This is a genomic window from Microbacterium azadirachtae (genome assembly GCF_025583665.1).
GTDB classification, from domain to species: Bacteria; Actinomycetota; Actinomycetes; order Actinomycetales; family Microbacteriaceae; genus Microbacterium; species Microbacterium azadirachtae.
The window spans coordinates 2,840,747-2,862,846 of the sequence record NZ_CP099706.1; the positions used below are offsets into that span (position 1 = coordinate 2,840,747).

The window sequence follows — 22,100 nt, forward strand, 5'->3', positions numbered from 1 at the left end:
TCCCTGGTCTCCGCGGATCAGCCGGCGGTCGCGGGCGTCGCGTCGGGATCGGCCGGCGGACGCGTGCCGTGCAGGGCCTCGTAGACGTCGCCGATGAAGGCCTCGACGGCGACGTCGCCGGTCACCGGCCCGCCGGCGAGCAGGCCGTCCGCGCCCAGGAGCACCGCGGACGGCGTGGACCACTCCTCGATCGACGCCGCGACGTAGTCGCCGACGTCGTGCAGCGACTGCGGCTCCTCGTGCTCGGCCCAGCGGCTCGTCGCCGGCTCCACCAGCAGCAGTCGCACGTCGACCTCGGGCAGCAGGGCGCGGTACTGCGCGCGCCGATCCCGGATCGTCTCGCAGTGCTCGCACACCGAGGACAGTGCGAGCAGCAGTTGCGGCTTCTTCGCTGCGAGCGCCCGGAGGTTCACCTCGGTGCCGTCGGCCAGGACCACGGGGACCGCGGGCGTACGGCGCCGGACGTAGTCGAGCGCGTCGTCGCCGGATCCCGACGCGGCCTCGCCCACCACCGGGACGCCGGCCGCCGATGCCGGGACCGGGGTCTGGGGAGCGCGCCAGAGCACGAGCGCGGTCGTCGCCACGGCGATGGCCGCCGCGACCAGCCAGGGCAGATGCCCTGCACCCGCCGCGATCGGCCCGCCGACGAGCGGCGTGCTCGCCGCACCCCCCGCGGCGGCCGCGGCGAGCAGGGTGAGCCAGATGTTGCGCGCCACCGTGATGCCCGTGACGCGCGCGGGTGCGCCGAAGCACGAGCACGACGCTCCCCCGCGTGCTGCGGCGCGGGCGACCAGCACCGTGTAGCCGAGCATCAGCAGGGTGGCGACGGTGCCGGCCAGCGCACCGAGCCACCCGCCGAGCACGGCCACGGCGATGCCGAGGAGCAGTTCGCCCCAGGGGTGCAGCCGCAGCAGTGCGTTGCGCCGCAGGAACCGGGGCACGCCCAGCTCCTCCCACTCCCGCAGGTCTCCCGGTGCGCGCAGCTTGGAGACGCCGCTGAGCACGAGGACGCCCGCGAGCAGCAGCGGCAGCGTGACGGCGAACGGAACGAGCATGGTGCGATGCTATCCAGCGGGATCCCGGACCTGCAGAGGGTCCCGCAGATGGTCCGGCAGACGACGAAGGGCCCCGCTGCAGCGAGGCCCTCGTCGAGGCAGGATCACGGGTCAGGCCGCCGCGATGTACGCCTTCTCGGTCGAGTTGAAGGCGGTGCAGGAGCTGCCTTGGATCGGCGGGGCCGACGGGACAGTGGCGTTGGCCACCTGCGGGGCGCCGCCGTTGACCGTGTACGTGATGCTCAGCGCGCCGTTGGAGCTGTTCGGCGCGTTGACCGTCAGCAGGGCGGCGACGTACGTCGTGTGCGCCGGCACGGTGAACGGGTTGGTCTTGATGGACCCGTCGGCGAGGTTCACGACCTCGACCCCGCCGAGGCTCGCACCGTCGAGCGTCGCCGAAGTGATGTTGATCGTGATCGGCGAACCCGTGGGGTTCGAGACCGTGAGACGGAACGCGTAGCCCTTGTAGAGGGACTGCGAGTTGCCCGGGAGCTTGCAGCCGACGCCCGCGAGGGAGATCGGACACGGATTCTCGGGGTTGTAATCGTTGCAGACGCTCGCGGCCGCGAACGGCACGGTCGCGGCGACGGCCACCGCGGGCATCGCCCACGCCATGGCCTTGGTCACTGTGCGGCGGCTGATGCCGACCGACGGCTCGTTCTCAGACATATGCAGTTCCCCAGTCGAATGCAATACGTTATGCGCCCCCAGTTGACGGCATAACGCGAACAAGACCGATGTTAGCGTATGACCCAAGCATTCCGATACCGGTATTGCAAGGATTTCGCGGGAGGACACGCGCGATGACACGCGATGCGATCCGCACCACCGCCCCGCGGACGCTCCTCTCCCAGCTCGGCACCCTCCTGCGCGTGACCGGGGCCCGTCCGCGGCAGTGGATCCTGGGCACCGTGGCGGCGTCGGTCGTGCTCGCGCTCCTCGACATGGCCGGGGTCGCGGCGATGCTGCCGCTGATGAGCCTGATCACCACCGGGCAGGCGCAGGGCGCCGTGCTGGAGTGGATCGCGGCGCGGGTCGGCAGCTCCGACCTGTCGGTCCTGATCCCCCTCGTCGGCGGCTTCATCGCAGTCGTCTTCCTCGTCAAGACGGCCGGCTCCCTGCTGTTCCGCTGGTGGCTCCTCGGGCGCACCACGCGGATCACCGCGCTCGCGGCAACGGAACTGATGAACCGCTACGTGCAGGCGCCGTACGCCGCGCATCGGGCGCGCACCCTCAGCGTCGTGTACCGCAACATCAACGACGCGACGAACCAGGCAGCCAGCGTGCTCATGGCCGTCGTCACGATGTGCTCGGACGTGCTCGTGCTGGTCGCGATCATGACGGTGCTCGCGCTCGCGGCGCCCGGCGCCACGGTGTTCACGATCGTGCTGTTCGGCGGCATCGTCGGCGGGGTGCAGTTCGCCCTGCGCCGTCGCCAGCTGCGCATCGGCGAGACGATCGCCCAGGCGGGCCTCGAGTCGTGGCAGGCGCTCATGCCGGGCCTCGAGGGCTTCCGCGAGACGCGGCTGAGCTCGCGGGGATCCGCCTTCGTCGGCGCCTTCCGCGAATCGCGGCTGCGCAGCGCCCGCGCCGGGCGCGAGCTGAGCTTCATGAGCGACGTCCCCCGCCACATCCTCGAGATCGCGTTCATCATCGCGATCGTGGGGATCTCGATCCTGATGTTCACGCTGGGATCGGCCGCGCAGGTGATCCCCGTGCTCGGACTTTTCGCGACGGCCGCCCTGCGCGCTCTGCCGACGCTCACCCGCGTGTCGGCGAACCTCGCCACGACACGCGTCGGCGGGGTGGGACTGAACATCATGGTCGAGGCGCTCGACGAGCTGGATCCCGCCGAGCTGTACGACGAGCGCCCCCGCGGAGACGAGCCGTACCACGGCGACATCGTGCTCGACGAGGTGACCTTCCACTACCCGGACTCGGACGCACCGGTGCTCGACGGGCTCTCCCTCACCATCGGCGAGAACACCACGGTCGCGTTCACCGGCGGCAGCGGCGCCGGCAAGACCACCGTGGTGGATCTGATCCTCGGCCTGTTCTCCCCCACGTCGGGCGTCGTGCGCTGCGGCGGCCGCAGCATCTCCGACGATCCGGCGACCTGGTACTCCGAGATCGGCGTCGTCCCGCAGGACGTGTACCTGCTGAGCGGGACCATCGCGCGCAACGTCGCCTTCGGGGTGGATCCCCCCGCCATCGACCGTGACCGCGTGCACGCGGCGCTCGTCCAGGCGCAGCTCGGCGACCTCGTCGCGAGCCTTCCCGACGGCATCGACACGGTCGTCGGGGAACGGGGCACGCGCCTCTCCGGCGGTCAGCGCCAGCGCATCGGCCTGGCCCGCGCGCTCTATCAGCGCCCGCGGGTGCTCGTGCTCGACGAGGCGACCAGCGCTCTCGACAACGCCACCGAGCACGAGATCGCCCAGACGCTGCAGTCCTTGCAGGGCACGATGACCATCATCATCGTCGCGCACCGGCTGTCGACCGTCCGCACGGTCGACCATCTGGTGCACCTGCGCGACGGCGGCATCGCCGCGCAGGGCACGTTCGACGAGGTGCGGGAGCAGGATCCCGAGTTCGCCCGGCTCGTGCAGCTCGGCCGACTGGAGTGATCCGGTCCCGCCGCTGAGCGGCCGGTTCAGACCTCGACCGCGGACGTCCGCTCCCGTTCGAACGGACGCTGCGCCAGGGCGCGCACGGAGGGAAGCCTCTCGCCGATCCGCGCTCTCAGCGTCGTGTCGCCGAGCAGGGCGGCCAGCGCCCGTCCGACCTCGGGCCCGACGCCCGGCACCGGATCCAGGGTGTACGGTTCGAGGCCGAACATCCGCGCCAGGCCCTCCACCTTGCCGCGCGTGCGCAGCACCACCACCGGCGTGCCCTGCGTCAGCGCCAGGATCGCCAGGTGCATGCGACCGGTGACCACCGCCGAGGCGCGCTTCGTGATCCACCGCACTTCGGCGGGGCGCAGCATCCGCTCGACCAGCAGCACCCTGTCCGGTGCCGCCGCGCGGACAGCCGCGCGGCGGCACACAGCGAGGTCGTCGTCCCCGTCGCGCAGGCAGTGCGGGAGCAGCATGACGCGCCGGCCTTCCGCGGTCACCCGATCGATGAGCTCGGCGAACTCGGGTACGAGGTCCCTGCGGCGCTCGATGAGACCGCTGAGGTTGATCACGATCACCGGATCCGGATCGCGCGCCAGCCAGGTCGCGACGCCGGCGGGCTCCTGCTCGCCGTCCGCCGTGAACACCAGATCCGCGGACTCGATCACGGAGACGCCCGCTGCGGCCAGGCGCTCGGCAGAGATCGGGTCGCGCACGAACAGCCGGGCCTCGCGCGCCGCCCGCGCGAGCGCCGCGGCGGCGACGCGGTCGGGCTGCGCGCCCCAGCTGAAGCCCAGCAGCTGCGCGCGCGCCCCGAGCCGGTGCGCGAGCCGGAGAAGCTCGGCGCGCGTCACAGCCTCCATGCGCTCGTAGCCGCCGTCCATGATGTCGGCGCCGATCACGGCGAACGTGCGGGCGACCCTGAGTTCTTCGGCGAGCGAGTGCACCTCGCTCCCCCGGCCCCGCAGGGTGCCGGCGCTCAGCAGGGGCGCGAGCAGCACGCGGACGCGCGCCCGGTCCTGCTCCGGGATGACGTAGGCGTCGGCGGATCGCATGACGGCGACGATCTCGCCCGGGGTGTTCGCGAGATACGCCTCGAACATCGCCTGGTCGCCGATGTTGCCGCGGCCCGCGGCGAGCATCACAACGTCCCGATCACGAGGAGGTGGAGACGGCGCCGTCTCGGCACGCCGGAGGGACGCGCGGACACGCATCCGCTCCGCGGCGTGCGCGACCCTCAGCCCGACGTCGGTGACGAGCGCGCGTCGCGCGCCGAGGTACAGCGCGTGGCGGAGCATCACCCGGCGCTGCGGCGGACCCGCGGCGGGTGCCGCGTCGCCGCTCCGGGTGATGGGCATGCTTCCTCCGCGGTGATGCTATTGCCTGTGACGGCGCAGTGATATACCTGTGTCGTGATTCACCCGGCCTCTGGGGTGCCCGTCGGATCCGGCCCTCCACGATGAGGATCGTCAGCTTCTCGCTGGTCGTGCCCTACCCCGGCATCCCGCATGCGGGCGGCGAGTACTACCGCCGCCACCTGCGGGCGCTCGGCGCTCTCGGCCATGACGTGACCGTCGTCGCGCCGGATTCCGCGCTCAACCGCGTCGGCCTCGCGCGCAGGGAGGATCCGGCGCGCGTGATCCTGGTCGGCGGAGACCTCTCTCCCGGCATGCGCGCGGTCGACCGCGTGGCCGCGCTGGTGGCGCCGCACTGGCTCCCGCCGAGCAGCCGCCGAGGGCTGCGCCGCAGCGACGAGGTCGGCGACGCGGTGCGGGATGCGGACTTCGTCGAGGCGCACTGGGAGGAGATGGCCTTCCTGCTGCGCCGAGCGACGGCGCCGCGCCCCACCGCCCTGTTCGCCCACGACGTGCCGCTCCAGCGCGAGCTGCGGTGGCTGCGGGCCGCCCGGGCTCAGCGCGCCATGACGAAGGTCGTGTGGCGGGTGTGGCGGGTGCTGATCGTCGCCCTGACGCAGCCCGCGTCGTTCCGGAGCGCCGACGTCGTGGTCGCATTGAGCGACAAGGACGCCGGACAGGTGCGCCGTGCCGCGCGACGTTCCCGGGTGGCGGCGATCGACCCGCCCCTGTGGGACCCGGCCGAGCACAGCGATCCCCTGCTCGAGGGCCGGGAGGCGCCGCGCGCCGCGCACGCCGTCTTCGTCGCCGCCTTCGATCGCCGCGAGAACGTCGAGGCGGCGGAATGGCTGCTGGACGAGGTGTGGCCCGCGGTGCGCGCGGCCCTGCCTGAGGCGACCCTGTCGCTCGTCGGCGCGCACCCGCCGGAGTGTCTCAGCCGACGTGCGGTCGAAGGCACGGGGGTGACCGTGACCGGCTACGTGCCCGATCTCGACACGGTCTATCGCACCGCCACCGCGGCGGTCGTGCCGCTGCACTCCGGCGCGGGCGTGAAGTTCAAGACGATCGATGCGCTGCTGCGCGGCCTCCCGGTGGTCGCCACCACGGTGGGGGCGGAAGGGATCGCCGCGGACGACGGCCGGGTCCCGTTCCCCGTGACCGACGAGCCGCAGGCGTTCGCCGCAGCCGTGATCCTCGCACTCGCGACCGCGCCCACGACCGAGCTCGAGACCGCCGAGTGGGCGCGCGCCCGCTACAGCACCGAGCGCTACACCCGCCGGCTGGTCGAGCTGATCCCCGAACTGGGGCCGCGTACAGCCCCCTAGACGGCGATCATCGAAGCCACCCCAGACTCCACGCCCGGCCGCCCTATGCTGACCCCATGGGCGAACTCCGCGTCATCCACGCCATCACGCCCGGCGACCATTTCTCCCCGCGCACCGGCTCCGCCGTGCCGACCGTCGTGCACCTGCTCGCCGATGCCGCCCGGCGCGCCGGCGACGCTCCCCACGCCGTCGTCCTGGACCGCACCACGATGGCGCCGCGCTACCCCGGCGTCGAGCTGATCGAGTACGACCGCGCCCCCGGGGTGACGCGCACCGGGCGCGTCCTCGATGCGGTCGCGGGCCGGCTCGGGGGGGCGCGCCCGCGGCTCGCCCGGTCGTTCGCCCCGGTCGCGGACGCCGTGCGCGAGCTCCCCGCGGCGCACGTGCTCGCACACAACGCGCCCGTCCTCCCTCGGCTGCTGCGCGGGAGCGGGCATCGCGTGTCGCTCTACGCGCACAATCAGCTGTTCCGCACCTACGGGCGTCGCGAGGCGGATCGGGCGGTCGGCGACGCCGCCGCGGTGATCTGCGTGAGCGATGCCCTGGCCGACGAGACCGCCCGTCTGCTGCCGCGCGCGCAACGGTCGAAGGTCGCTGTCGTCGAGAACCCCGTCGACACGGCGCGATTCTCCCCGGCGGAGCGGAGGGCGGACGGATCCCGTCCCGTGCGCGTGCTGTTCGTCGGGCGGATGATCCCGCAGAAGGGCCCCGACGTGCTGGCCAGGGCGGCGCAGGAGTTCGGGCTGGACGACGCCGAGTTCACCTTCGTGGGCAGCCACGAGTTCGACGCGGGCGCGCATCCCTCCCGCTATGAGCAGCGGGTGCGGGAGCTCGCGCGCGCGACCCGTGCGCCCGTCCGCTTCCTGCCGTTCGCCGACAGGGACGCCCTGCCCGACCTCTACCGCGAGGCCGATGTGCTCGTGGTGCCCTCGGTGTGGGCCGAGCCCAGCGGGCTGATCCTGGGCGAGGGCATGGCGAGCGGGCTGGCGATCGTGGCCTCGCGCACGGGCGGCATCCCCAGCGTCGTCGGCGACGTCGCGGTGCTGGTGCCACCGAACGATCCCGGCGCGCTCGCCGGCGCGCTCCGCGGCCTGATCGCGGATCCCGCGGCCAGGATCCGGCGGGGCGAGGACGGGCTGCGGCGGGCGATGCAGCGCTCTCCGGACTGGGCGTGGTCCCGGCTGCGCTCCCTCCTCGACGGGATCTGATCCCGTCTCACCGGCCCCAGCGCCGCAGCGGGCGGATCAGCGCGAGGTGGGCGAGGGCGTCCAGCTGGAGCCGGCAGGCGGCCAGCAGCCGACCCGGCCGCAGCGCGCGCCGCGCGGCCTCCGACTTCACCCGGAACTTGTGCCGCTGCATGCCCCGCCACGCCGCCTGCAGCGCGCGACGGTCGGCCGGGGAGTTGTCGGCCGAGGAGTACGTGCGCGCCCAGACGGCGCGGCTCTCACGCACGTTCAGCGCCGTATCCCCCGATGCGTTCGCGCCGTGGCGCCGGTAGCCGACCAGGATCTCGTCCAGCGCGGCGATCGGGCCGAGCCGGGACAGCCGGACCAGCGCGTCCCAGTCGTCGGCCACGCGGTACGACGGATCGAATCCGCCGATCGCGTCGATCGCACTGCGCCGCAGCAGGATCCCGCTGGGCGGATAGAGGTGGTTGGCGAGGAAGAGTTCCGGCAGCGTCGCATCCTCGCCCGGGGCGACGGGCACCACCCGCCCGTCCCGCACGATCTCGCGCTGCCGCATGAAGCGGGCGAACTCCCCGTCGCCGAGCGGCGCGGAGTCGGCATCGATCCAGTCCGCGATCGCGAAGGCGCCGACTGCGTCGGGGCGGCGGTCGAGCACGTCGCACAGCCGCGCGCACAGGTCGGGGGCGATGAGGTCGTCGTGATCCAGGAAGATCACGTACTCCGTCCCGTCGGCCAGCAGCGCGAGCCCGGCGTTGCGGGTGCGGGCGATGCCCTCGTTGCGCTTCTGCACCAGCGTCAGCCGAGGATCACCGAGCATGCTCCGCACGATCTCGGCACCGTCGTCGGAGGACCCGTCGTCGAGCACGATCACCTCGAGTGCGGAGTGCGTCTGGGCGAGCACGGACCGGAGCGTGTCGGCGATGTGCCGGGCGCCGTTGTAGAGCGGGATGACGATCCCGATCGTCGCCTCACCGGCTCGCCCTTCGGCCACCTGCGCTCCTGTCGCTCGCCCACGCCTGCGATGCGCCACCAGACCCGATGATAGCCAGCGGGATGCGCGGCGTCCGCGCGTCGAGAACAGGAACCGTCGCGGATCCCCGCGGGCATACTGGAAGCGCACACGGACAGGAGGCGTGATGGCGCGAGCCCGAGCCTTGCACGGATCCGCCGGCCGCACGGCGACGCAGCCCCGTGCGGCGTCGGCACGCGCTCCGCAGGGCGCGATCCTGTGGCTGAGCGTCGAGGTGCCGGATCGCTTCGGGCAGGGCGGGCAGCGCCGTCAGTACCACCAGATCGCCGCGCTGCGGGAGAACGGTCGACGGGTGGTCGTCGTCTCCCCGGCCGGCCCGCAGGACGACTCCTCGATCGCGGCCCTCGGCGAGGTGCTCCGCCCGCGGCTGCACGTGCGGGGCAGGGCGGTTCCCGGCGCCGCACGGCGGCTCTCCCGGCGCCTGCGCAGCGAGCCCTGGGACGCGATCGTGGTGTCGCACCAGGACTCCCTCTGGCTGCTGCCCGAGGAGACCGAGGCCCCGGTCCTGCTCGACGTCCACAACGCGATGAGCGCCTGGTACCTCTCCCGCGGGCTCCCCGTGCGGGCGGGACGGCATCGCGATCTCGAAAGGCAGGCCATCGCCCGCGCGGACGCCGTGATGACCTGCTCCGAGACGGAGCGCGTCCGTCTGATCGCCCAGCACCCGGAGGCGGCGGCGCGGACGTTCACCGCTCCCCTGGGCATCGATCCGCAGGAGTGGCCGGACCGGGACTACTCGCGGGCCCTCCCTCTCGTGGTGCTCTTCGGCGGCTGGGGCTGGGAGCCGAACCGCCGCGGACTGGAGTGGTTCGCAGGCGAGGTCTGGCCGCGGCTCGCCGCGCGGGCGCCAGAGGCGCAGTGCCGGATCGCGGGCACGGGACTGGATCCGTCCGTCTCACTGCCGGTGGGCGTGGAGTTCGTCGGAAAGGTGCCGAGCCTGGCCGACTTCGCGGCGGAGGCCACGGTCGTGGCCGTGCCCGTGGTGGACGGCGTGGGCGCGGCCATGAAGTTCGCCGAGTCGATGGCCACCGGAGCGGCCGTGATCGCGACGCCCGACGCCGCGAACGCCTTCCCCGGCGCCCAGGCCCAGGTCTCCGCGGATCCGACGGTCTGGGCCGAGTGGATCGCCGAGCGTCTGCGGCGGCGCGGCGAGGAACCCGTCCCCGCCGCAGAACGCGCGCAGGTGCTCGCCGAGCGCACCTGGGCCGCCTGTGTCGCACCGATCGAGGACTGGCTGCGCGCGCAGGTCGGGCGAGGCGACGCGACTGCGCCCCCGGGCGACGGTGCTCGCGGCACGACAGGCGACGGCGCTCCCGGCGGCGGGACGACCGGACGGAGCACGCCATGACCGCCGCCCGGCTCTCCCTGGCGACCATCGCGACCGAGGTGCCCATGGGCGCGCAGGCGTACCAGCGGCAGATCGGCGAGCGCGCCGAGGCGGCGCTGCGCCACGCCTCGTCCGAGCCGTGGACCGTGCGCCCCCTCGTGTTCCGATCGCTGCGGTCGTCTCTCGACGGGAACCGCCGGCTTCCCCTCGGCCGGGTCGCACGCGCGACCGAGAGCGCGCGCGCGTCGCTGGGCCGCCTGCTGTACCGGGGCGACACGGTCTCGCACCGGATGGCGCTCGAATTGCCGCCCTCCCCGCACGCCGACGTGATCACGCTGCACGACGTGGTGTCCTGGCGCTTCCCGGATGAGTCCGCGCCCGTCGCCGCGGCCGCCGCCGAGGCCCGCCGCGCCGCGGCCGTCATCTGCGTGTCGGCGTTCACCGCCTCGGAGGCGGTGGACTTCCTCGGGGTGGCGGATCCGCACGTCGTGCCGAACGGAGTGGATCCGCGCTACCTCGACGCGACGCCCCTGACCGACCGGGCGCGTGCGACCCTCGGCCTCGACCGGCCGTTCCTGCTGCACGCGGGCGGCGCCGCCCGGCGCAAGAACCTCGAAGCGCTGGCGGCCGCGTGGCCCCGGATCCATCGGGAACGCCCCGACCTGCTGCTCGCGCTCGCCGGCCCGCCGCATCCCCGGCGCACGGAGCTGTTCTCGGACCTGCCCGCGGTGCGCCTGCTCGGTCGCCTGCCGGACGAGCTCATGCCGGGCCTGGTCGCCGCGGCCCGCGCCGTGGTCGTGCCGTCGCTCTACGAAGGGTTCGGACTGCCCGTGCTGGAGGCGATGGCCGCCCGCGTCCCCGTGATCGCGGCGAACACGAGCAGCCTGCCCGAGGTCGCCGGCGGAGCAGCGGTGATCGTCGCGCCGACGGCGGACGGGGTCGTCGACGGCGTGCTGACCGCGACATCGGGCGACAGCGCCGTCGACGCGCTCATCGCCGCCGGCCGTGCGCGCGCGGCGGAGTTCACCTGGGACCGCTCGGCGCAGGGCCACGCCCGGATCTGGGACGCCCTGCGCTGACCGCTGCCGGACCGCGGGAGGTCAGCGGTGCAGAGCTCCCGCCGGGTAGCGCGGCAACGCCCCGAGAACCTCGGGAAGACGGCGCAGTGCCGACTCCAGCCCGTCGCACAGCGCCGTCACGCGCGCGGCGTCGGCGGCGCGCGCCCGGCGCACCACGTCGTCCGGCGTGCGCAGGTCCTCGAAGGAGACGAAGCGGCTGCGGCCCGGCGTGACCGCCGCCTCGTAGTCGCGGAACTTGAAGTCGCCGCCGATGAGGGCCGGCTCCCGCGTCGTCCAGACGGCCGGGATCCCGTAGGCGTCGGCCGTGACGAGCCCGTGCAGCGACGTGGTCAGCACCGCGTCCGCCGAGGCGATCCCGCGCAGCACTCCCGGTGCGGGCCGGTGCACGTTGACGGCGCGCACGCCGGCCGCGGCCTCGAAGCGGAGGAGCTCCTCATCGCGCCGATGATGACCGTGCGCCACGAGCACGACCCTGCCGTCCGACCCGGGCCGCTTCAGGTGACGGCCCACCAGCAGCCCCGGGTCGCCGTACGCGACCCCTTCCGCCCCGATCCGCTCCGCCGTGAGCGGGCCGCGGACGGCCAGGACGTGGGCCGACGGCAGGCGGCGTTCGGCGTCGTCGATCGACCCCGAGCCCCAGACGGCCCCGTCGAAGCGCTCGGGGAGGAACTGGATGATGCTGCCGACCCCCGCGAGCCGCGCTCGGTCGGGTTCGCGATGCAGCGGGACGATGCCGTACCGCGGCAGCAGCAGCGGTGTGAGGGCATCGCCGAAGTTCGGGTGCCCGTCCCACCAGAAAGCGGGCACGACGACTCCGCGCACGCCGACCACGGGCGCGGCCTGCAGGATCCGTCGCGCCTGGCGCAGTCGCCGCCGAAGCGGGCTGTCGTACCCTCCGGCCCCGGTCATCGGGACGTCCCCGCGGGCGGATAGAGCAGCAGGTACCGCTCGACGACGCGCTCCCAGCGGAACTCGGCGACCCGCTCGGATCCCGCCGCCGCCAGCCCGTCGCGCAGCGCCGGATCCTCGAGCACGCGCGCGATGGCGGCCGCCAGCGCATCCTCGTCCTCGGGGTCGACCAGGATGCCGTCCTCGCCGTCGTGGACGAACTCGCCGGCGCCGCCGCGGTTCGTCATCACGAGGGCCGTCCCGGCTCGCCACGCCTCCAGCGCCGCGATGCCGAACGCCTCGGAGCGGCTCGGCACCACGAGCGCGCGGGATCCCGCCAGCACCGTCGCCACCTCGGCCGGCGCGCACCATCCGAGGAAGTCCACGACGTCGGTGAGACCGCGTGCCGCGACCTGCTCCGCCAGCGCGGACCGCTCGGGTCCGTCGCCGGCGATCACGAGCCGCACCTCGTCCGGCCCCTCACCGTTCCCGGCCCGCGACGGTGTCCCGCGCTCCCGCAGACGCGCGAACGCCTCGATCAGGAGGTCGAACCCCTTCATCCTGCCGAGCCGGCCGACCGCGGCGAGATAGGCGCCCGAGGGGAGGCGGCTGCGGATCCCCTCGTCCGCCGGCACGTCGGGGGCCACGCCGTTCGGCACCACCACGCCGCCGGTCAGTCCGAATCGCGCGCGCAGATCCCGCAGCACATATTCCGAGGGCGCGGTCACCGCGGTGGATGCGGCCAGCGCGTCGCGGAGGCCGCGGCGCAGGAGCGCGGAGCGGGCGAAGACGTTGTCGTCGTCGCCGGTGGTCTCCCCGTGGGAGGTGACGATCAGGGGCGTGCCGAATCGGCGCTGCAGGGCGAGCGCGTAGAGCCCGTTCGGGCCGAAGCAGTGCACGTGGAGGACGTCGGGGCGGAAGCGCCGGTGCGCGCGCGTCCATGCGGTCCACGCCCCCGGCGCCCGCCGGGCGAACCGGGCCAGCGACGCCGCACGCCGGGCCGGCAGGGGCGTCGGCAGATAGCGCACGGGGAACGCGTCGGGCGGCGGGCCCTGCGGGCGCTCGCCCCGGTCGACGGCCCAGACCTCGACCGCGACGCCGCGGGCGGTCAGAGCTCGGGCGACCTCGGCCACGTGGGTCTCGACGCCGCCGACGTGGGGTGCGTAGGACGACGTGATCAGTGCGACGCGCGGCGCGCTCACGTCCGGCCGCGCTGGCGGCGCGGCCCGGTGGCGGCGTCGTCGGCGATGAAGTCGCCCAGCAGGCTGTCGAGGTCGCCGGCTTCGGGATCCGCCGCGAGAGCGGGATCCTTCCCGCGCTCGACGGGAGCGGCGGTCCGCGCGGCGCGCACCGCACGCGCCGTGGCCCGGCGCGGCTTCGACGCGGCGGGGGCGGCGACCGTCTCCTCGACGGGCTGCGCCGACGCCTCCTCGTCGGGGAGCAGCGGTCCCTGGTCGGCCGGCACGACGGGCACCGGCTGCGCGCCGGTGCGCTTCGGCCCGCTCGCCGCGTCGGTGCTCTTGCCGCCCTTGCCCGCCGTCTCCTTCGGCGAGGACTTCTCGCGGTAGTCGTAGGCGTACCCGGCCTGCCGTCCGGTCACGGGCACGCGGTTGAGCACCACCCCGAGCACCCGCCCCCGTGCCTTCTCGAGCGTGTTGAGCGCCTTGTCGACGACGTCGTAGGTGGTCTTTCCGACCGCGACCACGAGCAGGGCGCCATCGGCCTGGTTGGCGAGCACGGCGCCGTCGGTCACGGCGAGCACGGGCGGAGCGTCGATGATGACGGTCGCGTGCTTCGTCAGGTCCTTCACGAGCTGGTGCATCCGCGCGGATCCGAGCACCTCGCTCGGGTTCGGCGGGATGGTGCCGGCGGTCAGCACAGCCAGGTTGGGGATATCGGGCGCCGTCTGCGCGACCTCGGTGAGCTTGGCCCGTCCGGCGAGCACGTCGGTGAGGCCCGCGCCCGCGACGAGCCCGAGGGTCGAGGCGACGGTCGGGCGCCGGAGGTCGCCGTCGACGAGCACGACGTTCGCGCCGGCGGCGGCCAGGGTCATCGCGAGGTTCGCGGCCACGGTCGACTTCCCCTCCCCCGGCAGGGCGCTCGTCACCACGATCGTGCGCGGAGGATGGTCGACGTCCATGAACTGCAGATTCGTGCGCAGGGCGCGCAGCGACTCGCGCACCGCGAAGTCCGTGCGCGAATCCGCGCGCGCGTCGTCCTCTGCGACGATCCGCCGCTCCGCGGCCACGGAGTCGACCTTCGGGATGATGCCGACGACGGGCACCCCCAGACGCTGCTCCACGTCGTCGGTGCCGCGCACGCGGCGATCCGAGATCGCGCGGATCATCGCGAACGCGATCCCGCCGCCGAGCCCCAGGAGTCCGCCGATCAGCAGCGCCGTGGGGACGCTCGGGAAGATCGGCGCCTCGGGCAGCGCCGCGGTCTGCGCGACGTAGATCATGACCGGCGAGGTTCCCGGCTGGCGATCGATGCCGTCGGTGTCGTCGATGACGGAGACGAGGCCCTTCATCCACGCGTCCGCGAGCTGCTGCGCGGCCTTCGGCGACGACGCGGTGGCCGCGATGTTGATGATGTTGGTGGCCTCGGGGTTGGTCACCGTGATGCGCTTCACCAGAGACTCCGGGCTGTCCGAGAGCCCCAGGGTCGAGCCGGCGTTCACGGCGACGCTGCGCCATCCCGCCATCACGAGGTAGGTCGGCACTTTCGCGCGGGCATACGTGTCCGTGGACTGCGCGAGCTGCTGCTGCGGATCCGTCGGCGTCACCCGACTCTTCACCAGACCGCTGACCGAGGCCTCGTACACGGGCGTCTGGATCTTCGCCCACCCGTACGCGGCGCCGAGCCCGACCGCGGTCATCAGGATGATCGCGATCCAGTTGCGCCGCAGCGCCCGAAGATAGTCCCGGATGTCCATGTCAGTCCTTCGGGGTGGATGAGTAAGCACGATCATACAAACGGGGGTTCCGCCGGCCCCGGGCCTTCGAGCGCCGTGCCGCCGCGCGGCGCTCGGCGGAGCTCTGCCGGGCGTCCTTCGGGGGCGCCCAGTACTGTCCGTCACCCTTCGAGACGGCGAGCGCCTGCGCGCCCAGGCAGATCCCCGCGACCACGAACGGCACCGAGACCTGCGCCGCCACCCAGAACAGGTCGAACTGCGCCGCGGTGATGCGCAGCACGACCGCGCCGAGAGCGACCGCGCCGTAGCGGGGCGCCACCCGCCACAGCACGATGACGAACCCCGCCCACATGATCGCGAACCCCAGCAGGCCCACGACGCCCGCAGACGCCGCGACCTCGAGCTCCGCCTGCGGGGGCTGGAAATGCGCCCAGGGGTGCACGTACCAATAGCGCAGTCCGTGGCCGAACACCGGCGACAGCTTCCACAGCGCGTACACCTCGCGCATCCAGTCCAGTCGGGCGTATGCCGAGTTGAACTGGTTCCCGGATGCGAACTGCTCGATCACACTCTGCACGAGCAGCAGCACGGCCGGGACGGCCAGCACGGTGAGGAACAGCGCGTGCCCCGCCGCGCCGCGGCGGATGATCAGGATGAAGAGCGCGCCCAGCAGGCCGGCGATCGCCTGGCGTGACTGCGTGAGCAGCAGCGCCGCCCCGAAGACGCACACCAGCAGCACCGTCCAGCGCCGGGAGAGCCCGAGCCAGTCCGGTCGCGCGTAGACCAGGAAGACGCCGAGCGCCAGGGCTCCGCCGGCGGCGTTCTTGTGCATCGCCCACGGCCACAGGGGGTACACGGCATCGAGGCCGTGCCCCTGGAGGGCGTTGAGCGCCGCCGTCGCGAAGGTCCCCGCCGCGATCAGTCCCAGCATGCCCAGCAGCAGGAGCATGCTCAGCCGCGCGTAGCCTGCGCGCCCCAGCCCCCATCCGAGCACAAGCGCTCCCGAGATCAGCAGCCAGGCGTGGAACCACTCGACGGTGTTCTGCGGGAACGGGTTCGCGATCACCGTGAAGACGGTGCTGAACTGGTAGATCGCGTTCAGCCACAGCATCGCCCGCATCGGTGGGCTGAGCCGGCGGCTGCCCAGCAGCACCACGGTGCCGAAGCCTGCGGCCAGCGCGGCGTCCGACACCGTCAGATCCGCTCCGCCGACCGCGAGGCGCTCCGTGACGAACACGACCGGCGTCGCCATCAGCGCGATCGCCAGAGGCACCGACCAGGTGAGCACGGCGCCGACGAGGAGGGCGGCGAGCGCGGCGGCGGCCAGCACGGAGGAGGTGGTCGCGTGCTCCAGCACGAGGTAGGCGGCGAGCGCGACGCCGACGGCGATGACCGCCCATTGCCAGGTGGCCGCCCAGGCCGTGGGGAGGGCGTCACGAACGCGCGATACGACACCTGCGGCTCTGCCCATGTCCCCGGTCCTTCGTCCCAGGCGCCATTATCCCACGCCGGTATTCCGCGCGGGGGGCGGAATACCGGGCCACGGCCCCGGCACGCGTGCCGTCGAAAAAGTCGATTCGTCACTTTTCGGCACTTCCGCACTCCTTCGGTATGAGCCGTTTTTTGTGCTCGCGGGCAACGGCGGGGGGCACGCGACGGCACCCCGTCCGGCACACCGGGAGCAGGGGTCGGATCCGCTATCGTCGGACCGTTCAACTGCGTGCACCCGTCGTGCAGATCCACTTCCGGCCTCTTGGGGAGGAGAGCCGGATGAGCCTCATTCATTGGGGAGGATCTCGGTGGATCCACGCACCGATGCCGAGCTTCTGCGCGCTCTGCGCGCGGGAGACGTACGGGCGTACGACGCCCTCTGGCTGCGGCATTCGAAGGCCGCCCTGCGCTATGCGCACCGGCTTCTGGCGTCACGCGCGGAAGATCTGGTCTCCGAGGCGTTCCTCGCCGTGTTCCAGCAGGTCACGACGACCGAGGCGGGCCCGCAGTTCGCGTTCCGGTCATATCTCACGTCGGTCGTGCGCAATCTCGCGATCCGGTGGCGCAAGGAGGCGGAGCAGCTCGTGCAGCTCGGCGAGGTCGAGCAGATCGACGAGCGCGATGCGCTCAGCATCGCCGAGAGGGACGGCGACGCCACCGCCGTCCTGACCGCGCTGCAGGCGCTGCCCGAGCGCTGGCAGCAGGTGCTGTGGCTCGCGGAGGTCGCGGAGGTGAGCCGGCCGGAGATCGCTCGGCAGCTCGGCATCAAGCCGAACGCCGTCTCGCAGCTGCAGCGGCGAGCCAGGGCCGGGTTGAGGATCCAGTGGCTGTCCGGCCAGATCCCGCCCGCCCTGCGGGACGAGGAGGAGCGGCACTGACTCTCTCACGGCGCGTCACTTCTCGCCCTGGTCCGCGCTCCTTATGTGGTGAGACGGCCGAGGTCCTCCCCGGCCCCGGCCGTCTCACCGGTGCAGCCCGTCGTGGCGGAGCGGTCGATGCGAAGGCGCGGCAGCTCTGACGGGACACGGACCCGGGCTGCACCGGATCCGCCGCGTCACTTTCCCTGTCGCGCGCACTCCTTCTCTCGTGGGGACGGTGGCACCCGGCCACCACTCGAATTGGGGAGTAGCAACATGGAACAGCTCGACAACGAGCACGGGCCGAAGAAGGCCCTCACGCGACGCACGATCGTCAAGGGGGCGGCATGGTCGCTGCCCGTCATCGCGGCGGCGTCGGCCGTGCCGGCGTACGCGGCCTCGAACGGCGTCGTGATCGCCCCCGGCAGCCAGCCGGCGCCCACGGGCGTCTGCACGCCCGTCGGCAGCATCGCCTTCACGATCACCAACAACGGGACGCCGGTCGCGAACCAGGCGATCATCGTGACGCTTCCGTCGGCGGCCCCCGCCGGGCAGTCGTCGTTCCACTGGGACGACAACACCACCGCACCGAAGACGTTCGTCTCGGACGCGAACGGCGTCGTGGATCTCACGAGCCACATCATCACCAGCTCGACCCCCGGGACGTACACCGTGCTCGGTCAGATCTCCCCGAACGGGGCGACGTCGAGCATCCAGATCATGGTCTCAGGGGTCTGGATGGGAGCACTGCAGCAGGGCTACGGCGGCACGGGGATCCACGGGGTCTACAACAGCACGCCCGCCGACCCCAGCAACCCGGGAGCGCCCGACTACTTCTCGTACTGCGTCGAGCACAATGTCTCGGCGAAGTCGAACCTGGCGGCGACCGCCGGGGGCCTCGGCAGCTTCCTCGGCAGCAACTACCTCACCGGCAGCTCCGACATCTACAGCAAGGTGCTGTGGATCATCCAGAACAGCTACCCGGGCATCACGCTGAGCGCGTTCTCGGCCGCGGTCGCCGCGGATGCGGCCGCAGCGGGTCGCCCGTTCACCGCGCCGCTCAGCGCGAACGACGCGATCGAGGCGACCCAGTACGCGATCTGGCGCTACACCGACCTGACGTTCGACGCGAACTGGAACTTCCAGACTCCCAACAGCGCGGCGGCGTACTGGTACCTCATCGGTCAGATCAACGCCGGTATGCGCGGCACGCAGAGCGGCAGCACCGGCCTGATCACGTCCGAGGCCACGACGGTCTGCGGCACTCCGACGGGCGGCAGCCACGCGCAGAGCCAGATCCTGGTCGTCCCGGCCTGATCCCATCGCACGGCCGCACGACGGCGCCGTCCCGGAGTCATCCTCCGAGGCGGCGCCGCGCTCGTGCGCGCACGCGTCTATTCGCGCGCTCCGGGTCCGTCGGAGGGTATCCGACGAACTCCGATATATTCAGCAGACGTGCGCGCACCCGACGCGACACGCCGCCGACCGGCCCTCCCGGGACAGGAGGACCGGCAGACCTCGTTCCTGGGGAGGGAACAGTGGACGGTCGCACCGATGCCGAACTCCTCGCCGCACTCCGCGGCGGGGACAAGCATGCGTACGCGGCGCTCTGGGAGCGTCACGCTCCGGCGGCGCAGCGGTACGCGCTGCGCCTCTCGCCGGCGCGGGCGGACGATCTCGTCTCGGAGTCCTTCCTCGCGATCTACCAGCAGGTGACGACGACCGAAGCCGGTCCGCAGTTCGCGTTCCGGTCCTACCTGAAGGCGGTGATGCGCAACACGGCGATCCGTTGGTCCAAGGATGCCGACCAGCTCACCTTCACGGACGAGATCGACGCGGTCGACGAGCGCGATGCACTGAGCCTCGCCGAGACCGACAGCGAAGCGGGCGACGTTCTCGAGGCGTTGCAGGCGCTGCCGGAACGCTGGCAACGGGTCCTGTGGCTCGCCGAGGTCGTGGAGGCGGGGCGCCCGGAGATCGCTCGGGAGCTGAAGATCAAGCCCAATGCGGTGTCCGCTCTGCAGCGCCGGGCTCGGACGGGACTGAAGTTCCAGTGGCTGAGCCGACAGATTCCCGGTGCGCTGCGCGACGACACGAGCCATGTCGCCCGCCTCTTCCCGCAGTACCTCACGGAACCGCGCAACGCGACCCTGATCGCGGAGGTCGATCCGCATGTCGCGGAATGCGCAGAGTGCCGGGTGCTGCTGGGCAGCCTCCGTGGTGGCGCAGCACGGCTTCAGGGCGCCACGCTGGGTGTTCTTCTGGGCTCGGCGGGTATCGGTGCGGCCACGGCGTCGCTGTCATCCGCGACGACGGCGACCGCCCTTGCCGTCGTCGCCGGCACAGGCGCTGTCGCCTGGCTGATCGGCGGGGGGATGGCCGCGGTCACCGCCGGAGGTCTCATCATCGCGCCGTTCTTCACCGTCGGCCCGGCGCTGGCGGCGCCGGAGCCGACCCTGGTGCAGACGGCGCCGGTCGCACCGGAGCCCATCGTTCCCCCCGTGACCCGTGATCCGCTGGCCCCCTCGTCGCCGATCGTGCCTGTGGGCGCCCCTGGGCAGGTCGATCCCGCCGACCAAGGCATTGCCGAACGCTACACGCTCGAATACCAACCACGCCCCGACCCGGCGACGGGCGTGCCTGACCCAGGCCCCGCTCCTGGGCAGTCGACCCCCGACCCGACGGGAACGTCCACCCCGGCGCCGGGCACCCCCGGATCCTCACCCGGCGTCGTCAGCCCTGCGAGCAGCGGATACCTCGCCCCGGTGATCACCGGGAAGACGACGCCGGGCAACAAGGTCGCCGTGCAGCTCGACTCGTCGCGGTACACGCCGACGGTCGGAGCGGACGGATCCTGGACCTTCGACCCGCGCGGCCTCGAGCTCCCGGCCGGCGACTACACGTACCAGGCATGGACGTTCACCGACTCGGCCTCGTCTCCGGCGACCGAGGGCATGTTCACCATCCTGCCGATCGAGGTGCGCGGATTCGAGAACGTCACGGGCTTCGAAGACCTCACCGTGACGCAGGCCAAGACCACCGGCCTCGTCGTCGAGTTCCGCGGGCCGGCGAACGGAACCATCTACGTCTCGACCATGGAGGGCAACACCGCGTTCGTCGCGCTCGACGCCAACGGCTATGCCCAGCGCCGCGTGCTCGTCGACTCGTACGGCTGGTACTGGTTCACCATGCGCTACATCGACAAGGACGGCTACTGGGGACCCCTCTGGGAGCACAACCTCGACGTCTACGACCCCGTGGCGCCATATGACCCGATGGGCCCGGACCCGGCGGATATGACCTACCGGTTCGTGGTCCCGTAGACGACGGGCACCGCCTGCCGCGAGACAGGCGTAGAAGGCCCCCGCAGCCCCTGCGCCGGTGAGTGCTGAGGCTGCGGGTGCTCACGATGTCAGGGGTGGCTGACTGCTCCGCTGACGCTCACGCCGTTGTTGATGTTGGCGGCGGCGACCGAGACGGTGCCTGCGACAGGGTTCCTCGTCGTCGGGGTGCCCGTCCAGGCACCGGAGAAGACCGCCGCGGGCAGGGAGAAGATCGTGTCGGCGCTGACCGACTGCGAGGGGCCCGCGAAGTCGATCTCCCAGGTGCCGTCCGCGTCGGTCACGACCTGCGTGACGGTCCATGTCACGCCCCCGGCCACGATCGTCTCCCCGCTGACGAACGGCTGGCCGTTCGGCTTCGTGATCGCGAAGCTCGTCCACTGGCCGGAGCCGATGTACTTCCCGGTCAGCGCACCGGTCTCCCACGGGCCGTTCTTGACGTTCGTGATCACGACACCGCCGTTGAGCGTCCCGGTCGCCGTCTTGGCATTGTCGTCCGCGGTGATCGACCCGCCGACCTGAGCGGACAGATGCGCCTGCGAGGCGGGGCCGGTCGACGCCGCGTGGGCAGGCACTGCGGCTGCGGCGGCGATGACGGGCAGGGACCATGCCGCGCCCTTGATGATCGTGCGCCGTGGTACATGTCGGGTGAAACTGCTCTGCGTCATTGTCTTCGCTCTTCCTGATGCCTTAGTTTCGGGGAGGCCGCGGATCTGGACGCCCGGTACGTGGGCGGCAACGCGGCCTCAGCCATGTAAAGCGACTCCGGCGATGACGATCGACGAAGCGAGCGATTCTGGCGATTGCGGTGTGAGATCGAGTCGTGCCGGGTATTCGCCTCGGGTTCCACGCCGCTTGCTGCGGCACGATGCTGCCGGGGTGAGGCGAGGCCCTCTGCGGCCATCGCTCGCGCAAGGCTCGACCCGTTGCTGAGGCCGACCTGCTGGGCGAGGCACGTGATGCTCATGCGAGCCGTCGACGGATCCCGCAGCAGGGCCACCGCCTTGAGCACTCTCATGCGCCGGATCTCCTGCCGGATCGTCCGGCCGAGCGCCGCGAAATCGCGTTCGAGCTGACGCAACGAGACGTTCACGTCGTCAGCGATCGCCTGGGCCGACAGCGCGTGGTCGGCGTACCGCTTCTCGATGAGGGACATCGCCCGGTCCAGCGATGAAGAGGGGGCGACCTTCTCGACCGCGCCCGAGGTGATGGCCGCATCCATCAGCGCCATCAACGCGGACTCGAAATGCGCAAGAGTACGGTCGGGAACACCGTGGCCGCTCGCGAGCAGAGCGAGCACGAAGTCGCTCGACGGTCGAGCGACAGCGGAGCTCTCGACGAGCAGCAACGACCGATGCGGAATCGGCGCTGCCGCCAGGGCCACGCTCGGAGCGTCGATCACCGCGCTCTGCGCACCGTGCGCCGCTGAGATCCTCGCCAACGACGGGCCGGTCACCACGACGCCCTGCCCGCCGCGAGCGGAGATCCGGCGCCCCTCGAGGGACACATCGACGACGCCGTCATGACTCGCGACGAACGCCACACGGCCCCGCCCGACGGCGAGAGAACGGACCGACCGGCGCGCGTGCCGATGCACGGCAACGGTCACAGAACCGACAGCGCGCATCTCCAGAGA

18 protein-coding genes are annotated in these 22,100 nt (G+C 72.4%); 8 read left to right on the plus strand and 10 right to left on the minus strand.

Annotation, left to right across the window (positions count from 1 at the left end):
- Nucleotides 1–17 precede the first annotated feature (17 nt).
- Nucleotides 18–1,055, minus strand: a complete 1,038-nt coding sequence (locus NFX31_RS13465) for a MauE/DoxX family redox-associated membrane protein (protein ID WP_262955954.1) — start codon at nucleotides 1,053–1,055, stop codon at nucleotides 18–20.
- Between the two features lie 111 nt (nucleotides 1,056–1,166).
- Nucleotides 1,167–1,724, minus strand: a complete 558-nt coding sequence (locus tag NFX31_RS13470) for a hypothetical protein (RefSeq protein WP_262955955.1) — start codon at nucleotides 1,722–1,724, stop codon at nucleotides 1,167–1,169.
- A gap of 134 nt (nucleotides 1,725–1,858) precedes the next feature.
- Here NFX31_RS13470 and NFX31_RS13475 point away from each other — a divergent pair, with 134 nt between their 5' ends.
- The gene (locus tag NFX31_RS13475) at nucleotides 1,859–3,682 is read left to right on the plus strand and encodes an ABC transporter ATP-binding protein (RefSeq protein WP_262955956.1); all 1,824 of its coding nucleotides are present in this window, start codon (nucleotides 1,859–1,861) and stop codon (nucleotides 3,680–3,682) included.
- 26 nt (nucleotides 3,683–3,708) lie between these two features.
- On the opposite strand, the gene NFX31_RS13480 is transcribed toward NFX31_RS13475, so the two are convergent.
- Entirely contained in the window at nucleotides 3,709–5,028 is a 1,320-nt protein-coding gene (locus NFX31_RS13480; RefSeq protein ID WP_262955957.1) for a polysaccharide pyruvyl transferase family protein, read from the minus strand.
- Between the two features lie 101 nt (nucleotides 5,029–5,129).
- Here NFX31_RS13480 and NFX31_RS13485 point away from each other — a divergent pair, with 101 nt between their 5' ends.
- Both NFX31_RS13485 and NFX31_RS13490 read left to right on the plus strand, forming a co-directional pair.
- Complete coding sequence (locus NFX31_RS13485; protein WP_262955958.1) at nucleotides 5,130–6,350, plus strand: glycosyltransferase; 1,221 nt, start codon at nucleotides 5,130–5,132, stop codon at nucleotides 6,348–6,350.
- Between the two features lie 56 nt (nucleotides 6,351–6,406).
- Entirely contained in the window at nucleotides 6,407–7,558 is a 1,152-nt protein-coding gene (locus tag NFX31_RS13490) for a glycosyltransferase family 4 protein (protein ID WP_262955959.1), read from the plus strand.
- Between the two features lie 7 nt (nucleotides 7,559–7,565).
- Here the strand turns inward: NFX31_RS13490 and NFX31_RS13495 are convergent, their stop codons facing one another.
- Complete coding sequence (locus tag NFX31_RS13495) at nucleotides 7,566–8,528, minus strand: glycosyltransferase (RefSeq protein WP_262955960.1); 963 nt, start codon at nucleotides 8,526–8,528, stop codon at nucleotides 7,566–7,568.
- A 145-nt stretch (nucleotides 8,529–8,673) separates the two neighbouring features.
- Between NFX31_RS13495 and NFX31_RS13500 the strand changes: the two genes are divergently transcribed.
- Nucleotides 8,674–9,915 carry a glycosyltransferase family 4 protein gene (locus tag NFX31_RS13500; RefSeq protein ID WP_262955961.1) on the plus strand — a complete coding sequence of 414 codons (1,242 nt, stop codon included), beginning with the start codon at nucleotides 8,674–8,676 and terminating at the stop codon, nucleotides 9,913–9,915.
- A complete protein-coding gene (locus NFX31_RS13505) occupies nucleotides 9,912–10,973 on the plus strand; it encodes a glycosyltransferase family 4 protein (protein WP_091481599.1) in 1,062 nt (353 codons plus the stop codon). The genes NFX31_RS13500 and NFX31_RS13505 overlap by 4 nt, the downstream gene beginning before the upstream one ends.
- A gap of 21 nt (nucleotides 10,974–10,994) precedes the next feature.
- Here the strand turns inward: NFX31_RS13505 and NFX31_RS13510 are convergent, their stop codons facing one another.
- From NFX31_RS13510 to NFX31_RS13525, 4 genes are read right to left on the minus strand one after another with little or no spacing between them, the layout of a single operon-like run.
- Nucleotides 10,995–11,882, minus strand: coding sequence for a polysaccharide pyruvyl transferase family protein (locus NFX31_RS13510; RefSeq protein ID WP_262955962.1), 888 nt, complete (start codon nucleotides 11,880–11,882; stop codon nucleotides 10,995–10,997).
- Nucleotides 11,879–13,063, minus strand: coding sequence for a glycosyltransferase family 4 protein (locus tag NFX31_RS13515; protein ID WP_262955963.1), 1,185 nt, complete (start codon nucleotides 13,061–13,063; stop codon nucleotides 11,879–11,881). Before NFX31_RS13515 ends, NFX31_RS13510 begins: the two co-directional genes overlap by 4 nt.
- Entirely contained in the window at nucleotides 13,060–14,796 is a 1,737-nt protein-coding gene (locus NFX31_RS13520) for a tyrosine-protein kinase domain-containing protein (RefSeq protein WP_262955964.1), read from the minus strand. The genes NFX31_RS13515 and NFX31_RS13520 overlap by 4 nt, the downstream gene beginning before the upstream one ends.
- Before the next feature lies 1 nt (nucleotide 14,797).
- Complete coding sequence (locus NFX31_RS13525; RefSeq protein WP_052674209.1) at nucleotides 14,798–16,246, minus strand: O-antigen ligase family protein; 1,449 nt, start codon at nucleotides 16,244–16,246, stop codon at nucleotides 14,798–14,800.
- Nucleotides 16,247–16,574: 328 nt separating this feature from the next.
- Between NFX31_RS13525 and NFX31_RS13530 the strand changes: the two genes are divergently transcribed.
- From NFX31_RS13530 to NFX31_RS13540, 3 genes are all read left to right on the plus strand, one after another.
- Nucleotides 16,575–17,144, plus strand: a complete 570-nt coding sequence (locus tag NFX31_RS13530) for an RNA polymerase sigma factor (RefSeq protein WP_175491338.1) — start codon at nucleotides 16,575–16,577, stop codon at nucleotides 17,142–17,144.
- Between the two features lie 255 nt (nucleotides 17,145–17,399).
- Nucleotides 17,400–18,440, plus strand: a complete 1,041-nt coding sequence (locus tag NFX31_RS13535; RefSeq protein WP_262955965.1) for a Cys-Gln thioester bond-forming surface protein — start codon at nucleotides 17,400–17,402, stop codon at nucleotides 18,438–18,440.
- A gap of 221 nt (nucleotides 18,441–18,661) precedes the next feature.
- Nucleotides 18,662–20,446, plus strand: a complete 1,785-nt coding sequence (locus NFX31_RS13540; protein WP_262955966.1) for a sigma-70 family RNA polymerase sigma factor — start codon at nucleotides 18,662–18,664, stop codon at nucleotides 20,444–20,446.
- 89 nt (nucleotides 20,447–20,535) lie between these two features.
- Here the strand turns inward: NFX31_RS13540 and NFX31_RS13545 are convergent, their stop codons facing one another.
- Together NFX31_RS13545 and NFX31_RS13550 are read right to left on the minus strand one after the other, a co-directional pair.
- On the minus strand, nucleotides 20,536–21,132 hold the full coding sequence (locus NFX31_RS13545; RefSeq protein ID WP_045249786.1) for a hypothetical protein: 597 nt from the start codon (nucleotides 21,130–21,132) through the stop codon (nucleotides 20,536–20,538).
- Nucleotides 21,129–21,923, minus strand: a complete 795-nt coding sequence (locus NFX31_RS13550) for a helix-turn-helix domain-containing protein (RefSeq protein ID WP_169748216.1) — start codon at nucleotides 21,921–21,923, stop codon at nucleotides 21,129–21,131. The genes NFX31_RS13545 and NFX31_RS13550 overlap by 4 nt, the downstream gene beginning before the upstream one ends.
- Nucleotides 21,924–22,100: the final 177 nt, after the last annotated feature.

Coding starts and splice junctions, on each gene's coding strand:
- NFX31_RS13470 (WP_262955955.1), bottom strand. CDS start 1,724: ATGTCTGAGAACGAGCCGTCGGTCGGCATCAGCCGCCGCACAGTGACC.
- NFX31_RS13485 (WP_262955958.1), top strand. CDS start 5,130: ATGAGGATCGTCAGCTTCTCGCTGGTCGTGCCCTACCCCGGCATCCCG.
- NFX31_RS13525 (WP_052674209.1), bottom strand. CDS start 16,246: ATGGGCAGAGCCGCAGGTGTCGTATCGCGCGTTCGTGACGCCCTCCCC.
- NFX31_RS13520 (WP_262955964.1), bottom strand. CDS start 14,796: ATGGACATCCGGGACTATCTTCGGGCGCTGCGGCGCAACTGGATCGCG.
- NFX31_RS13535 (WP_262955965.1), top strand. CDS start 17,400: ATGGAACAGCTCGACAACGAGCACGGGCCGAAGAAGGCCCTCACGCGA.
- NFX31_RS13545 (WP_045249786.1), bottom strand. CDS start 21,132: ATGACGCAGAGCAGTTTCACCCGACATGTACCACGGCGCACGATCATC.
- NFX31_RS13500 (WP_262955961.1), top strand. CDS start 8,674: ATGGCGCGAGCCCGAGCCTTGCACGGATCCGCCGGCCGCACGGCGACG.
- NFX31_RS13505 (WP_091481599.1), top strand. CDS start 9,912: ATGACCGCCGCCCGGCTCTCCCTGGCGACCATCGCGACCGAGGTGCCC.
- NFX31_RS13465 (WP_262955954.1), bottom strand. CDS start 1,055: ATGCTCGTTCCGTTCGCCGTCACGCTGCCGCTGCTGCTCGCGGGCGTC.
- NFX31_RS13510 (WP_262955962.1), bottom strand. CDS start 11,882: ATGACCGGGGCCGGAGGGTACGACAGCCCGCTTCGGCGGCGACTGCGC.
- NFX31_RS13475 (WP_262955956.1), top strand. CDS start 1,859: ATGACACGCGATGCGATCCGCACCACCGCCCCGCGGACGCTCCTCTCC.
- NFX31_RS13490 (WP_262955959.1), top strand. CDS start 6,407: ATGGGCGAACTCCGCGTCATCCACGCCATCACGCCCGGCGACCATTTC.
- NFX31_RS13480 (WP_262955957.1), bottom strand. CDS start 5,028: ATGCCCATCACCCGGAGCGGCGACGCGGCACCCGCCGCGGGTCCGCCG.